13 protein-coding genes and 1 other annotated feature are annotated in these 14110 nt (G+C 68.6%); of the genes, 8 read left to right on the top strand and 5 right to left on the bottom strand.

Annotated elements, in window-relative coordinates; all coding sequences use genetic code 11:
• Positions 1–11 precede the first annotated feature (11 nt).
• Positions 12–67 (top strand) — a sequence feature (sul1 is cis-regulatory element that is thought to sense ions involved in sulfur or methionine metabolism; They are found in Alphaproteobacteria).
• Positions 68–124: 57 nt separating this feature from the next.
• The 4 genes from JHW48_RS09300 to JHW48_RS09315 all read left to right on the top strand — a co-directional run bounded on the left by JHW48_RS09300 (position 125) and on the right by JHW48_RS09315 (position 4729).
• Positions 125–1621 (top strand): SulP family inorganic anion transporter, encoded by a 1497-nt coding sequence (locus JHW48_RS09300; RefSeq protein WP_119886024.1) that lies wholly within the window; start codon positions 125–127, stop codon positions 1619–1621.
• A gap of 14 nt (positions 1622–1635) precedes the next feature.
• Entirely contained in the window at positions 1636–2493 is an 858-nt protein-coding gene (locus JHW48_RS09305) for a universal stress protein (RefSeq protein WP_119886023.1), read from the top strand.
• Between the two features lie 210 nt (positions 2494–2703).
• The gene (locus tag JHW48_RS09310; protein WP_272835584.1) at positions 2704–3726 is read left to right on the top strand and encodes an ATP-grasp domain-containing protein; all 1023 of its coding nucleotides are present in this window, start codon (positions 2704–2706) and stop codon (positions 3724–3726) included.
• A gap of 67 nt (positions 3727–3793) precedes the next feature.
• Positions 3794–4729 (top strand): alpha/beta fold hydrolase, encoded by a 936-nt coding sequence (locus tag JHW48_RS09315; protein ID WP_119887417.1) that lies wholly within the window; start codon positions 3794–3796, stop codon positions 4727–4729.
• Here JHW48_RS09315 and JHW48_RS09320 read toward each other — a convergent pair.
• Positions 4696–5274: a DedA family protein gene (locus tag JHW48_RS09320; RefSeq protein WP_119887416.1), complete on the bottom strand. Its 579-nt coding sequence runs from the start codon at positions 5272–5274 to the stop codon at positions 4696–4698. The two genes, JHW48_RS09315 and JHW48_RS09320, sit on opposite strands and share 34 nt — an antisense overlap.
• Positions 5275–5419: 145 nt before the next feature.
• Between JHW48_RS09320 and JHW48_RS09325 the strand changes: the two genes are divergently transcribed.
• Positions 5420–6346: a bile acid:sodium symporter family protein gene (locus JHW48_RS09325; RefSeq protein WP_119887415.1), complete on the top strand. Its 927-nt coding sequence runs from the start codon at positions 5420–5422 to the stop codon at positions 6344–6346.
• A gap of 3 nt (positions 6347–6349) precedes the next feature.
• Here JHW48_RS09325 and betA read toward each other — a convergent pair whose 3' ends face one another.
• The 3 genes from betA to betI are packed head-to-tail and all read right to left on the bottom strand — an operon-like array spanning position 6350 to position 9979.
• On the bottom strand, positions 6350–7984 hold the full coding sequence (betA, locus tag JHW48_RS09330; RefSeq protein WP_119887414.1) for a choline dehydrogenase: 1635 nt from the start codon (positions 7982–7984) through the stop codon (positions 6350–6352).
• Positions 7971–9416 carry a betaine-aldehyde dehydrogenase gene (betB, locus tag JHW48_RS09335; protein ID WP_119887413.1) on the bottom strand — a complete coding sequence of 482 codons (1446 nt, stop codon included), beginning with the start codon at positions 9414–9416 and terminating at the stop codon, positions 7971–7973. The genes betA and betB overlap by 14 nt, the downstream gene beginning before the upstream one ends.
• Positions 9413–9979 carry a transcriptional regulator BetI gene (gene betI / locus JHW48_RS09340; RefSeq protein WP_119887412.1) on the bottom strand — a complete coding sequence of 189 codons (567 nt, stop codon included), beginning with the start codon at positions 9977–9979 and terminating at the stop codon, positions 9413–9415. The genes betB and betI overlap by 4 nt, the downstream gene beginning before the upstream one ends.
• A gap of 90 nt (positions 9980–10069) precedes the next feature.
• Here betI and choX point away from each other — a divergent pair, with 90 nt between their 5' ends.
• The 3 genes from choX to choV are packed head-to-tail and all read left to right on the top strand — an operon-like array spanning position 10070 to position 12897.
• Positions 10070–11008 carry a choline ABC transporter substrate-binding protein gene (choX, locus tag JHW48_RS09345; RefSeq protein WP_119887411.1) on the top strand — a complete coding sequence of 313 codons (939 nt, stop codon included), beginning with the start codon at positions 10070–10072 and terminating at the stop codon, positions 11006–11008.
• Positions 11009–11047: 39 nt separating this feature from the next.
• On the top strand, positions 11048–11896 hold the full coding sequence (gene choW, locus JHW48_RS09350) for a choline ABC transporter permease subunit (protein ID WP_119887410.1): 849 nt from the start codon (positions 11048–11050) through the stop codon (positions 11894–11896).
• Positions 11893–12897 carry a choline ABC transporter ATP-binding protein gene (gene choV, locus JHW48_RS09355; protein ID WP_119887409.1) on the top strand — a complete coding sequence of 335 codons (1005 nt, stop codon included), beginning with the start codon at positions 11893–11895 and terminating at the stop codon, positions 12895–12897. Before choW ends, choV begins: the two co-directional genes overlap by 4 nt.
• On the opposite strand, the gene JHW48_RS09360 is transcribed toward choV, so the two are convergent.
• On the bottom strand, positions 12894–13745 hold the full coding sequence (locus JHW48_RS09360) for an ABC transporter permease (protein ID WP_272835585.1): 852 nt from the start codon (positions 13743–13745) through the stop codon (positions 12894–12896). The genes choV and JHW48_RS09360 overlap by 4 nt on opposite strands.
• Positions 13746–14110: the final 365 nt, after the last annotated feature.

A 14110-nucleotide genomic window follows, 5' to 3' on the forward strand; every position in this document is an offset into this window, starting at 1 on the left:
CATGCCATTCGCATGGACCCGGTGAAATTCCGGGTGGCTCTTCCGGCCGCCGATCCGCCGGACAATTCGAACCTGTGCAAGATGATGCAGGGCCGGGGCAGCCCCGGTCGGGAACGGATTACAGATGACACCCCTTCAAAGATACCGGCATGAATGGCTGGGCAATATCCGGCCGGACCTGCTGTCCGGCCTGGTCGTGGCGCTGGCCCTGATCCCCGAGGCGATCGCGTTTTCGATCATCGCGGGGGTGGACCCCAAGGTGGGGCTCTATGCCAGCTTCTCCATCGCGGTGATCACCGCGATCACCGGGGGGCGGCCGGGGATGATCTCGGCCGCGACGGCGGCGACGGCGGTGCTGATGGTGACGCTGGTGCGCGATCACGGGCTGGAGTACCTGCTGGCGGCGACGGTGCTGGCGGGGCTGATCCAGATCGGCTGCGGGATCCTGAAGCTGGGCTTCGTGATGCGCTATGTCTCGCGTTCGGTGATGACGGGATTCGTGAACGCGCTGGCGATCCTGATCTTTCTGGCGCAGCTGCCGGAGCTGGACCTGCGCATGCCGGGCGTGACCTGGTTCACCTGGGCGCTGGTCGCGGCATCGCTGGCGATCATCTATCTGTTCCCGCGCATCACGCGGGCGGTGCCCTCGCCCTTGGTGACGATCGTGGTGATGACGGCGCTGGCGGTGATGCTGGGCTGGGACGTGCGGACGGTGGGCGACATGGGCGCGCTGCCCGACACGCTGCCGGTCTTTCTGCTGCCCGACGTGCCGCTGAACCTGGAGACGCTGCGCATCATCCTGCCCTATTCCGTCGCGGTCGCGGTCGTCGGCCTGCTGGAAAGCCTGATGACCCAGAACCTGGTCGACGACCTGACCGACACCCGCACCGACCGAAACCAGGAATGCATCGGCCAGGGCCTGGCCAACAGCGCCACCGGCTTCATCGGCGGCATGGCGGGCTGCGCGATGATCGGCCAGTCGATGATCAACGTCAAATCCGGCGGCCGCGGGCGGCTGTCGTCGCTGACGGCGGGGGTGGTGCTGCTGATCCTGGTCGTGGGCCTGGGCGATCTGGTCAGCCGCATCCCCATGCCCGCGCTGGTGGCAATCATGATCATGGTGTCGGTGGGCACCTTCAGCTGGTCCTCGATCGCCGATCTGGGGCGCAACCCGGCATCGTCGTCGGTGGTGATGCTGGCCACGGTGGGCACGGTCGTCTGGACCCACAACCTGGCCATCGGGGTGATGGTGGGGGTGATGCTGTCGGGCATCTTCTTCGCCGCCAAGATCGCGCGGCTGTTCCGCGTGACATCGACCCTGTCGGCGGACGGGCTCTCGCGGACCTATCTGGTCGAGGGTCAGATCTTCTTCGGTTCGGTCGAGGACCTGATGGCGGCCTTCGACTTTTCCGAACGGCTGGATCATGTCACCATCGACGTGGGACGCGCCCATGTCTGGGACATCAGCGCCGTACAGGCCCTGGACATGGCGATCGTGAAATTCCGCCGCAGGGGGGCGCAGGTGCAGGTCCTGGGCCTGAACCGGGCGTCCGAGGCGATGATGGACCGCCTCGGGGTGCATGACAAACCGGATGCCATCGACAGGATGGCCGCGCATTGACGGGGGGACGGGACATGACGACGGACAAGATCATCGCGCTGGTGGACGATTCCCTCTATGCGCCCTCGGTCTGCGACCATGCGGGATGGCTGGCGGGGCGGCTCAATGCGCCCGTCACGCTGCTGCATGTGCTGGGCCGGCGCGAGGGGGCGCGGCCGCAGGACCTGTCGGGGACCATCCGCCTCGGCGCCCGCAGCGAGCTGCTGCAGGAGCTGGCATCGCTGGACGAACAGCGCGCCCGGCTGGCCAATGCCCAAGGCCGCGCCCTGCTGGAGGATGCGCGCGGCCTGACCGAGGCCGCCGGCGCCGCCCAGGTGGACACGCGGCTGGAACAGGGCGACCTGATCGACCACGCCACCGACCGCACGACCGACGGGTCGGTCATCGTCATCGGCAAGCGTGGCCTGGCGGCCGATTTCGCAAAGGCGCATCTGGGCTCGAACCTCGAACGGGTGGTCCGCTCGGCCCGGGTGCCGGTCCTGGTCGCGGCCCGCGCCTTCCGGCCCATGACCAGCGCGCTGGTGGCCTTTGACGGCGGCGGATCGGCCATGAAGGCGGTCGACCACATCTGCACCAGCCCCGCCTTCACCGGCATGCGGATCGAGGTCGCGATGGCCGACCCCCTGCCCCGCAACGCCCAAGGCCAGATGGACGAGGCGATCCTGCGCCTGCGCGCCGCGGGCCTGGACGCCCAGGCCGTGACCCTGACCGGCAGCCCCGAGACCGCCCTGCCCGAGCGTCTGGAATCCGCGGGCCATGACCTGCTGGTGATGGGCGCCTATGGCCACAGCCGCATCCGGCGGCTGATCATCGGATCGGTCACCACCCAGATGCTGCGCGAGGCGCGGCGCTCGGTCCTGCTGTTCCGCTGATCCCGGCGCGGCTGTGCCCGGTGCTGGCCTTTCGGGGCCGGATGGCGCATGATGGGTGCTCGCCGGCGTGCAGATCGACTGTTCGGCCCAAAGGATGACCCCGCAGACCCGGATTTCCGTTCATTTGACCTGTCACCCACCCCGTCCCGAACCCGCCCCCGTCGACCTGCGTCCGCCCCCGGCCCGACCTATCCCCGCTTCAAGCGCCGCGTGCCGGAACGGCTGTTCTATGTGCTGCCCGCGCTGATGTGGCTGGCCCTGTCGATCCGGCATGGCAGCATCACCCTGCCCACCGCGGCCAATCCGTCGATGGATGCGGGCGGGCTGTGGGGGGAAAGCAAGTCGCAGGGGCTGGACCTCTTCGGTCCCGAGGGGCAGGCCTTTCTGCCGCCCTTCGCGACGGTGGACTGCGCGCCCGATGCCGACCGCCTGGCGCTGGCCCGGGGGGCGATGGCGCGGGCTGGCCTGTCCTATCCGGTCGTGGCCAAGCCCGATCGCGGCTATCAGGGATGGGGCGTGCGGCTGCTGCGCGTCGAGGCGGATCTGGCCGATTACCTCTCGGTCCAGCCGCCGGGGGCGCGCGTGCTGCTGCAGGGGCTGATCGACCTGCCGGGCGAGGTCGGGATCTTCTATATCCGCGAGGTCGGGCAGGACCGGGGCCGCATCCTGTCCATGGCCCATGTCCACCCGCCCCATGTCATCGGCGACGGGCGCAGGCGCGTCGAGGAACTGGTCGCCGCCGATCCGATCCTGCAGGCCAATGCCGCGATCTATCGCGACCGCAACCCGGCCGACTGGAACCGCATCCCCGCACCGGACGAATTCATATGCCTGACCAATGCCCGCAGCGCGCGGCTCGGGGCGGTCTATCACGACGCCACCGCCGAGGTGACGCCGGAGCTGGAGGCGGTCATCGACCGCATCTCGCGCGAGATGCCCGATTTCCATTTCGGCCGCTTCGACATCCGCTTCCGCAGCCGCGAGGAGCTGGCCCGCGGCCAGACCATGCAGATCGTCGAGCTGAACGGCGCGGGGGCCGAGATGCTGCATATCTGGGCCGGGACCGGCACGCTGACCGGCGCCTGGCGGACGTTGTGGCGGCAGTATCGGGCGCTGTTCCGCATCGGGGCGGCGATGCGCCGGGCGGGGCACCGGCCCTTGGGGCTGCGCCGGATGCTGGCCCTGCAGCGCCAGCAGGAACGCCTGCGCCGCGTCTATCCGCCCAGTTCTTGACCAGGCCCTTGCGCGCGGCCGCGCGGGGCGGGATGATCGCGCCAGCCATCCCCACCCGGACCCCGTCATGATCGCCGATTTGCCCGACTGCCCCCGCCCCGGCCAGGTCATCACCATCCCCGCCGAGGATCCCGGCCCGGCCGCCGGCGCCTTGGGCTTCGTGCTGGAACCGTTCCAGCCGCTGCGCGAACAGTTCATCGCCATCACCGGCATCGGGCTGGAGGATGACGGCACCGGCACCGATGCGGGCCTGCGCAGCCTGCGCCTGACCGCGGGGCCGGACGGCGCCCAGGTCGCGGTCATGGCGGCGGGCCAGGCGGGGGCGCAGCGGGTGATCTTCATTCATGGCAGCCCGGGCCTGGCCGAGGAATGGCGCCCGTTTCTGGCCGATGTGCCGCCGGGGCGACTGCATCTGGCACCCGACCGTCCGGGCTATGGCGACAGCGGCGCCGATCCGGTGACCGATCTGCAGGCCCATGCCGATGCGCTGCATCCGCTCTTGGGTCCCGCGACCCAGCCCGGCGTGGTGCTGGTCGGCTATTCCTATGGCGGGCCGGTCGCGCTGCGGATCGCCGCCGACAGGCCCGACCGGGTCGCGGGCGTCCTGCTGGTGGGCGCCGCCGCCGATCCCGGGCTGGAGGAGATCCACCCCCTGCAGGAGGTCGCGGCCCTGGATTTCTTTGCCCAGCTGCTGCCCTCGGAGCTGGCCAGCTCGAATGCCGAGCTGATGTCGCTGCGCCCGGGGTTGGAGGATCTGGCCCCCGACCTGGCCGGGTTGCGCCAGCCGGTGACCATCCTGCAGGGCCTCGGCGACACGCTGGTTCCGGCGGCGAATGTCGATTACCTGCGCGCGATGCTGCCCGAACCCCCGACCGTGATCCTGATCGAGGGGGCCGACCATTTTTTGCCTTGGACCCATGCGCCCTTGCTGACGCGCAGCCTGGACTGCCTGGTGGCGTCCCTGCCCGATCAGGCGCCGCGCGACCTGTCGGCGGGGAAATAGCGCGCCGCGATCCGCCGCCCGCCCCACAAAATCACCAGCAGCAGCCCCGCGCCCACCGCCCAGGCCCAATGGCCCATGCGCGCGGTCAGCGCCTCGTAGAGCTCGACCGCGCCGAAGAACAGCGCGCCGACATAGACCGTGGCGATGGCCAGGTTCACCAGCGCGAAGCGGCGGAACCCGGTGCGCAGAAAGCCGCTGGCCACGAAGACCGGAAACAGCAGCCACGGGATCAGCCGCGCCAGCAGCCCCGCCAGCAGGGTGCTGCGCGCCAGCAGGCCGCGGCCCCGGTCCAGCTGGGCCTGCGGAACCCTTGCGCGGATGCGCCGGCTGCGCCCCGCCAGCGCCCCCAAGGCATAGAGCGACCAGTCGCTGACCACCACGCCCAGCCAGACCGCCGCCAGCGCCACGGGCGGGCGCAGCGCGTCGCCCGCCGCCAGCCCCGCCGCCAGCAGGATCGCCGCCTCCTCCAGCACGAAGGTCGCCACGAACAGCAGCGCCGTCAGGATCAGCGGGTTGTCCAGGTATCGGTCGATCAGGGCTTCCATCAGGGCGTCCGCAGGGTTTTCCGGTGTCGGGGCGATGGTTGGAAAGTTTCGCGCGCGGATGCAACCGCAAAGCGGTGCGCGGCTTGCATCCCCCGGCCCGCGCGCCTAAAGCCGCGGTCCTGATCTGTCGCGAAAGGGGCCGCGGATGATGGTTTTGGCAGGATTGTCGCGCTTTGTCGGCAAGAGTTTTGCGTTCTGGGTGCTGGGCTTTGCGGCTCTGGGCTTTCTGCTGCCCGATGTGTTTCGTCAGCTGACGCCATGGATCGTGACGCTGCTGGGGATCATCATGTTCGGGATGGGGCTGACCATCTCGGGGCGCGATTTCGCCGAGGTGTTCCGCAGGCCGGGCCAGGTGGGCATCGGCGTGGGCTCGCAATTCCTGATCATGCCGCTGCTGGCCTTCGGGCTGACGCGCATCATCCCGATGCCGCCCGAGGTCGCGGCGGGGGTGATCCTGGTCGGATGCTGCCCGGGCGGGACATCGTCGAACGTGATGACCTATCTGGCGCGGGGCGACACGGCGCTGTCGGTGGCCTGCACCAGCGTGACGACGCTGCTGGCGCCGGTGGTGACGCCCTTTCTGGTCCTGATGTTGGCGCGGGAATACCTGCCGGTCGATGCCTGGGCGATGTTCCAGTCCATCGTCAAGGTCGTGCTGCTGCCGCTGGCGCTCGGGCTGCTGGCGCAGCGGCTGGTGCCGGGCGTGGTGGCGCGGGCGATCCCCGTGCTGCCCTTGGTCAGCGTCACCGGGATCGTGCTGATCGTGGCGGCGGTGGTGGGCGCGTCGAAGGGCGCGATCCTGCAATCGGGGCTGATGATTTTCGGCGTGGTCGTGCTGCACAACCTGCTGGGGTTCCTGATCGGGTTCTTGGCGGCGCGGGCGGCGGGGCTGCCCCTGGCCGCCCGCAAGGCCATCGCGATCGAGACGGGGATGCAGAATTCCGGGCTGGCCGCCGCCTTGGCGACGACCCATTTCTCGCCCTTGGCGGCGGTGCCGGCGGCGCTGTTCAGCGTCTGGCACAATATTTCGGGCGCCATCGCCGCCAGCATCATGGCCCGGATGGGCCGCTGAGCGTCAGATCGCCTCGCGCAGCATCGGGCGGCCCAGGATGTGATCGGCGGCCTTTTCGCCGGTCATGATCGACGGGCCGTTCAGGTTGCCGTTGGTGATGCGCGGAAAGATCGAGCTGTCCGCGACCCGCAGCCCCTCGACCCCGATCACCCGCAGCTCCGGGTCCACGACCGCCATCGGATCGTCCACAGCCCCCATCATGGCCGACCCGCAGGGGTGATAGGCCGATTCCGCATGCTCGCAGATGAAGGCGTCGATCTGGTCGTCCGTCTGCACCGCGTCTCCCGGCTGGATCTCGTCGCCCCGATATTCGGCGAAGGCGGGCTGGTCGAAGATGCGGCGGGTATGGCGCACGCAGGCGCGGAACTCCACCCAATCCTCGGGCTGGGACATGTAGTTGAAGCGGATCTCGGGCGCGGCCTTGGGATCGCCCGAGGCCAGCCGGATCGCGCCGCGCGATTTCGACCGCATCGGACCGACATGGGCCTGGAACCCGTGCCCCTTGGCGGCCGATTTCCCGTCATAGCGCACCGCCAGCGGCAGGAAGTGATACTGGATGTCGGGATAGTCCTTGGCGTCGCTGGACCGGATGAAGCCGCAGCTTTCGAACTGGTTCGACGCGCCGAGGCCCGTCTTCTGCAGCAGCCATTCGACCCCCACCCGGCCCTTTCCCAGCAGGTTGTAATAGGTATAGAGCGTCACCGGCTTCAGCGACTTGTACTGCATGTATATTTCAAGATGATCCTGCAGGTTGCAGCCTACCCCGGGCCGGTCGGCCAAAGGCGTGATGCCATGCTGGCGCAGGTGATCCGCGGGCCCGATGCCCGACATCATCAGGATCTTGGGCGTGTTGATCGAGCTGGCCGAGACGATGACCTCGCGCGTGGCATGCACGGCCTCGGTCCTGCCGCCCCGTTCGATTTCAACGCCGTAAGCCCGCTTTCCCTGAAACAGGATGCGGTTCGCAAGCCCGCGCACCACCGTCAGCAGCCCGGTCTTTTTCGCAGGCCGCAGATACGCATTGGCGGCGGACCAGCGGCGGCCCTTCCAGATGGTCGCCTCCATCGGGCCGAAGCCCTCCTGCTGGGCGCCGTTGTAATCGTCGGTGCGGGGCCAGCCCGATTGCTGCCCGGCCTCGATGAAGGTGTTGAACAGCGGGTTCTTGCGCTTACCGCGGGTGATGTGCAGCGGACCGTCCGTGCCGCGCAGCGGGGACTGGCCGCCATGCCAGGTCTCCATCCGCTTGAAATAGGGCAGGACGCCCGCATAGTCCCAGCCCGCGGCGCCGCTATCGGCCCAGTGCTGGAAATCCTGCGGGTTGCCGCGCACGAAGACCATCCCGTTGATCGAGGACGACCCGCCGATCACCTTGCCGCGCGGCGTGGCCAAGGTCCGCCCGCCCAGATGCGGTTCCGGCTGGCTGGCAAAGCCCCAGTCATAGCGGCTCATGTTCATCGGATAGGACAGCGCGCCCGGCATCTGGATGAAGGGGCCGATATCGCTGCCGCCGTATTCAATCAGGGTGACGGTCCGCCCGGCCTCGGTCAACCTGTAGGCCAGCGCGCAGCCCGCGCTGCCCGCGCCGATGATGACGTAATCCGCGTCCTGCGCGGCCTTCGGCAGATCAGTAGGGTGCATCGACGCCTCCCATGCCCACATAGACGGATTTCAATTGGCTGTAATGCTCGATCGCGGCGGCGGAATTCTCGCGCCCCAGGCCCGACATCTTGACGCCGCCGAAGGGCATTTCCACAGGCGTCAGGTTGTAGGTGTTGATCCAGCAGGTCCCGGCCTCAAGCCGCCCGATGACGCGATGCGCGCGAGACAGGTCCTGGGTGAAGACGCCCGCGGCCAGGCCAAAGCCGGTGCCGTTGGCGCGGGCGATGGCCTCGTCCTCGTCGGTGAAGGTCAGGGCGGTCATGACGGGGCCGAAGATCTCGTCCGTGGCGATGGCCATGTCGTCACGCGCGTCGGCAAAGACGGTGGGCGGGATGAAGGCCCCCTCCCCCTCGCCGCCGCAGACCAGCCGCGCGCCCGCATCCACGCCCGCGCGGATCGCGGCGCGGATCTTGTCGGCCTGGGCCTGATTGATGATCGGGCCGTGATTCGTGTCCGGATCCAGCGGATCGCCCATGCGGACGGCCTTCACGCGTTCGGCCAGCCGGTCCAGGAAGGCATCGCGGATGCCCGCCTGCAGGAAGACCCGCGTGCCGTTCGAACAGATCTGGCCCGAGCTGTAGAAATTCGCCAGGATCGCGGCACTGACCGCATCCTCCAGATTCGCGTCGTCAAAGACGATCAGGGGCGATTTGCCGCCCAGTTCCATCGTGACATGGCGCATGCCTTCAGCAGCGGCGGCATAGACCTTGCGGCCCGTGGGCACCGATCCGGTCAGCGAGACCTTGGCCACGTTCGGGTCGGTGACCAGCGCCGCCCCCACCGCGCCACGGCCCTGCACCACGTTGAAGACGCCCGGCGGCATCCCGGCCTCGATGAGGATCTCGGCCAGCTTCAGCGCACCGAGCGGCGTTTCCTCGGACGGTTTGAAGACCATGGTATTCCCCATGACCAGCGCGGGCGCGGCCTTCCAGCAGGCGATCTGGCTGGGATAGTTCCAGGCCCCGATCCCCGCGCAGACGCCCAGGGGCTCGCGCCGGGTATAGGCCCAATCGGCGCCGAGCGGGATCATCTGCCCGGTCAGCGTCGCGGCCAGCCCGCCGTAATATTCCAGCGCCGCAGCCCCGGACGGCCAGTCGGCGACCAGCGTCTCCTGGATGGGCTTGCCGGTGTCCAGCGTCTCCAGCCGGGCTAGTTCGTAGTTGCGCTCCAGGATGATGGCGGCGGCGCGCGACAGGATGCGGCCGCGTTCGACCGGGGCCATGGCGGCCCAAGCGGGCTGGGCCGCGCGGGCGGCGGTGCAGGCCTCGGCCACCTGGTCGGTCGTGGCCTCGCGCAGCGTGGCGATCACGCTGCCGTCAAAGGCATAGCGGACGGGCAGATCGTCGCCCTGCCCCTCGACCGGCCGGCCGGCGATGAAGAGGCTGGCTGCGGGCTGTGCGGAAAGGCTCATGCAAGGGCCTCCTTCAGATAGGTCATGATGGTGGATTGCGCGGCATCGGCATCGGTGGGGCCGGGCTTCAGCACCTCGCGCAGATAGACGCCGTCTATCAGCGCGCCGACCGTGTCGGCGATGCGGTCGGGATGATCCGTCAGCCCCCGCAGCGCCACGATCAGGTTCGACCGCAGCCGCATGTGATAGACGCGCAGCAGGCGCGCGGCCTCCTCCGAGGTCAGGGCAAGTGCGTAAAAGTTGAGCCAGGCACTGACCGTCTCGCGCTGGAAATTCTGGGGGGCGAAGCTGGCCTGGACGATCGCGTCCAGCCGCCCGCGGGCCCCGCGGCCGGGCAGACGGTCGCGCACCGATTGCCCGTAAGTCCGCAGAATGTAACGCATTGCCGCCAGGAACATCTGGTCCTTGGACCCGAAATAGTGATGCGCCAGCGCGGGCGACATCCCCGCCCGGCGGGCGATCTGGGCCACCGTCACGTCCAGCGACCCCGCGCGCCCGACCTCGAAGATCGCGGCGTTGATCAGCGCGGCTTTTCGGATAGGCTCGGCCCCGAGTTTCGGCATGATCTTTTCCCCTGCGGCGGATGATTTCTGTTGCTTTGTCGAACCACTGTAGCGTTAATTGACTAACCAATCAAGAACAGGGAGCCTGAAATGACCCTTTCCCGTCTGGCCGCAGGCCTGCTGATCGGCACCACGCTGGCTTTGCCCGCCCGCGCTGCCGAACCCGACCAGTGCCGCAGCGTCGTCTTTTCGGATGTGGGCTGGTCCGACATCACCGCCACCACCGCGCTGGCCACGACCGTTCTGCAGGCCCTGGGCTATCAGACCGAGACGCGGGTCCTGTCGGTGCCGGTCACCTATACGGCCATGTCCACGGATGACGTGGATGTCTTCCTGGGCAACTGGATGCCGACCATGGAGGCCGACATCGCCCCCTATCGCGATTCGGGCACGGTCGACACGGTGCGCACCAACCTGACCGGCGCGAAATACACGCTGGCCACCAACCAGGCCGGGGCCGATCTGGGCATCGCCGATTTCGCCGACATCGCCGCCAACAAGGACGCGCTGGACGGCCGCATCTACGGGATCGAACCGGGCAATGACGGCAACCGCCTGCTGCTGGAGATGGTGGCCATGGACCAGTTCGACCTGGGCACCTTCGAGATCGTGGAATCCAGCGAACAGGGCATGCTGGCCCAGGTCTCGCGCGCGACGAATGCGGGCCGGCCCGTGGTCTTTCTGGGGTGGGAGCCGCATCCCATGAACAGCCAGTTCGACCTGACCTATCTGACCGGCGGGGACGACATCTTCGGTCCCGACCTGGGCGGGGCCGAGGTGCGCACCAACACCCGCGCGGGCCTGGTCGAGGAATGCCCGAACCTGGGCCGCTTCCTGCAGAACCTGGAATTCACCCTGTCGATGGAGAACGAGGTGATGGGCGCGATCCTGAACGACGGCCAGGACCCGATGGCCGCGGCGCGGGCCTGGCTGGCGGCCAATCCCGATGCGGCGACCGGCTGGCTGACGGACGTCACGACGGTGGACGGCAATGACCCCGTCTCGGCGCTGCAAGCCGCGCTGGACTGAGCCCGCACCCGGCACCACCTCTGACCCGAATGAGGCCGCATGGACCAGCTGACCGCCTGGATCACCGAGACCAAGATCCCCGTGGGCCGCACCGCGCGGACGGTCTTCGACTGGATGAACGCCAATTTCGCGGGGGTGTTCGATGCCGTGGCATCGGTGATGGAGAGTTTGATCCGGGCGGTGCTGTCGGGACTGCAGGCCCCGCATCCGCTGGTCTTCATCGGGCTGGCCATGGCGCTGACCTTCCTGCTGCAGCGGCGGATCGGGACCTGCCTTCTGGTCATGGCGGGACTGCTCTTCGTGCTGAACCAAGGCTACTGGACCGAGATGCTGCAATCGCTGACCCTGGTCCTGTCGGCCTGCATCCTGTGCATGGGCCTGGGCGTGCCCATCGGGATCGCGGCGGCGCATCGCCCGCGGCTCTATGCCTGGATGCGGCCGGTGCTGGACCTGATGCAGACCCTGCCCACCTTCGTCTATCTGATCCCGGCGATCGTCTTCTTCGGGATCGGCATGGTGCCGGGGCTGCTGGCCACCGTGATCTTCGTGCTGCCCGCGCCGATCCGCCTGACCCAGCTGGGCATCGCATCCACCCCGCCCGCGCTGGTCGAGGCCGCCCGCGCCTTCGGCGCCACCCCCCGCCAGCTGCTGTGGAAGGTCGAGCTGCCCTCGGCCCTGCCCCAGATCATGGCCGGGCTGAACCAGACGATCATGCTGTCGCTGTCGATGGTGGTGATCGCGGCCCTGGTCGGCGCATCGGGCCTGGGCGTGCCGGTGGTGCGGGCGCTGAACAGCGTCAACACGGCCCTGGGCTTCGAATCGGGCATGGTGATCGTGGTCGTGGCGATCCTGCTGGACCGCATGCTGCGGATGGAGGGGCGCAAATGAACGCCGTCGAATTCGACCGGGTCAGCATCGTCTTCGGCGACCGCCCCGAACGCGCCCTGCCCCTGATGGACGAAGGCCTGGACCGCGGCCCCATCAAGGACGAGACCGGCCAGGTCCTGGGCGTGCATGACTGTTCCCTGTCGGTGGCCGAGGGCGAGATCCTGGTCCTGATGGGCCTGTCGGGATCGGGCAAGTCCACCCTGTTGCGGGCGGTGAACGCGCTGAACCCCGTCTGCCGGGGCGAGGTCCGCATCCGCCGCGGCGACCGCATGGTCAGCGTGACCGGCGCAGGTCCCCGCGATCTGCGCGACATCCGCCTGCGCGACGTGGCGATGGTGTTTCAGCAGTTCGGCCTGCTGCCGTGGCGCAGCGTGCGCGAGAATGTGGGCCTGGGGCTGGAGCTGGCGGGCATCGGCGCGCGCGAGCGGCGCAGCCGCATCGACCGCCATCTGGCGGTGGTGGGCCTGTCGGACTGGGCCGACCGCAAGGTCGGCGATCTGTCGGGCGGCATGCAGCAGCGCGTGGGCCTGGCCCGCGCCTTCGCGACCGAGGCGCCGATCCTTCTGATGGACGAGCCCTTCAGCGCGCTGGACCCGCTGATCCGCGCCCGCCTGCAGGACGAGCTGCTGGACCTGCAGGCCCGCACCAAGCGCACGATCATCTTCGTCAGCCACGACCTGGACGAGGCCTTCAAGCTGGGCAACCGCATCGCCCTGATGGAGGGGGGGCGCATCGTCCAGATCGGCACCGCGCGCCAGATCATCGCCGATCCAGTCAACGACTATGTCGCGGATTTCGTGGCGCATATGAACCCGCTCGGGGTGCTGACGGCGCAGGACGTGGCCGGGCCGGGCCGGGCCTTCGGCGAGGCCGTGGCCCCCGACATGCCGGTGCGCCAGGTCATGGCGCTGCTGGCCGATCGCGAGGCGGTGGGCGTCCAGGGCGGCGGCCGCATCACGCGCGAGACGCTGCTGGCGAGGCTGATCGACCCGCGCGCCTAGCTGTTCTGCAGGTCGCGGTGATAGCGCACCAGCAGCGCCAGCCCGATCGCCAGCAGCACCAGCCCAAGCCCGAAGACATAGAGATGGCTGACATAGGCCCCCGCATAGCTGGGATAGAAGGCCCGCCGCATCTGCCCCACGATATGGACCAGCGGGTTCCACCACAGCCAGTCGCTGTAGGGCTGGGGGATGTCGTCATAAACGAAGAAGATGCAGGACAGCAGAAACAGCGGCCGCATGAAGATCCCCCAGAGCGGCTGCCACCAGCTGAAGGCCTCGAACAGAAAGCAGTTCATTGCCCCCACCGCCGATGCGATCAGCACGATCATGGCCATGGCGATCACGATCTGGTCCAGCTGGGCGTCGGTCCGCGTCTCCATCGTCAGGGTGATGCCGGAGAAGATCAGCGTCGCCACAGCGATCTGGGTCACGGTGTTGAAGGCCACCCGCGCCAGCAGCGCATCCATGAAGGTCACCGCCGGATAGGACAGCAGCGCCTTGGAATAGCGGATCGAGTTCGACACCTTGTTCGACATGTCCAGATAGGCCATGAACGGCACCACCCCCGTCGCATAAAAGATCGCGAAATTCGTGCCGATGGGCGGGCTGCGGAAGCCCACCGAAAAGATCAGCGTCAGCAGCACGATACCGCCCACCGGTTCGGCGATGGCCCAGAAGTAGCCGCCGGCGCTGCGCCCGTGGCTGGTCTGCATCTCGCGCAGGACCAGGGCGCCGATGGCGCGCAGGCTGGCAAAGCGGCGATGCTTGCGGATCTCCTGCAGGACGGGCGGGCGGGCGGGGCCGCGCCGCTGCGGCAGGGGGGCGTGGGATGCGGGGGTCTGGGTCATCTGGGGCCTGGAAACCGGGCGGCCGCCCATGGGCTGATCACGATCCTGGCAAGGGAACGCGCTGGAACTGTTGCCCGCGCTTATGTATGAGACGCGCAGCAAGATCAACATGACAGGCGGCCCGGACCGTCCGTCCGCCCAGGATCAGACCCTCCCCATGACCGAAGACGCGTCCAGACCCGACCCCAAGCCCAACGCGGACCGCCCGGACGCCGACAAGCCCGCCGCTCAGCCCGCCCCTAAACCGGCAACGCAGCCGGCACCGAAACCGACGTCAAAACCCGCGGGCGACAAACCTGCGGCGAAACCGGCCGATACGCCGGCTGAAAAGGCCGCAGCCAAGCCAGCAGCCAAACCCGGCCCGA

The sequence above is a fragment of the Paracoccus aestuarii genome, from assembly GCF_028553885.1.
GTDB classification, from domain to species: Bacteria; Pseudomonadota; Alphaproteobacteria; order Rhodobacterales; family Rhodobacteraceae; genus Paracoccus; species Paracoccus aestuarii.

Coding starts and splice junctions, on each gene's coding strand:
- JHW48_RS09300 (WP_119886024.1), top strand. CDS start 125: ATGACACCCCTTCAAAGATACCGGCATGAATGGCTGGGCAATATCCGG.
- JHW48_RS09305 (WP_119886023.1), top strand. CDS start 1,636: ATGACGACGGACAAGATCATCGCGCTGGTGGACGATTCCCTCTATGCG.
- JHW48_RS09315 (WP_119887417.1), top strand. CDS start 3,794: ATGATCGCCGATTTGCCCGACTGCCCCCGCCCCGGCCAGGTCATCACC.
- JHW48_RS09320 (WP_119887416.1), bottom strand. CDS start 5,274: ATGGAAGCCCTGATCGACCGATACCTGGACAACCCGCTGATCCTGACG.
- JHW48_RS09325 (WP_119887415.1), top strand. CDS start 5,420: ATGATGGTTTTGGCAGGATTGTCGCGCTTTGTCGGCAAGAGTTTTGCG.
- betA (WP_119887414.1), bottom strand. CDS start 7,984: ATGCACCCTACTGATCTGCCGAAGGCCGCGCAGGACGCGGATTACGTC.
- betB (WP_119887413.1), bottom strand. CDS start 9,416: ATGAGCCTTTCCGCACAGCCCGCAGCCAGCCTCTTCATCGCCGGCCGG.
- betI (WP_119887412.1), bottom strand. CDS start 9,979: ATGCCGAAACTCGGGGCCGAGCCTATCCGAAAAGCCGCGCTGATCAAC.
- choX (WP_119887411.1), top strand. CDS start 10,070: ATGACCCTTTCCCGTCTGGCCGCAGGCCTGCTGATCGGCACCACGCTG.
- choW (WP_119887410.1), top strand. CDS start 11,048: ATGGACCAGCTGACCGCCTGGATCACCGAGACCAAGATCCCCGTGGGC.
- choV (WP_119887409.1), top strand. CDS start 11,893: ATGAACGCCGTCGAATTCGACCGGGTCAGCATCGTCTTCGGCGACCGC.
- JHW48_RS09360 (WP_272835585.1), bottom strand. CDS start 13,745: ATGACCCAGACCCCCGCATCCCACGCCCCCCTGCCGCAGCGGCGCGGC.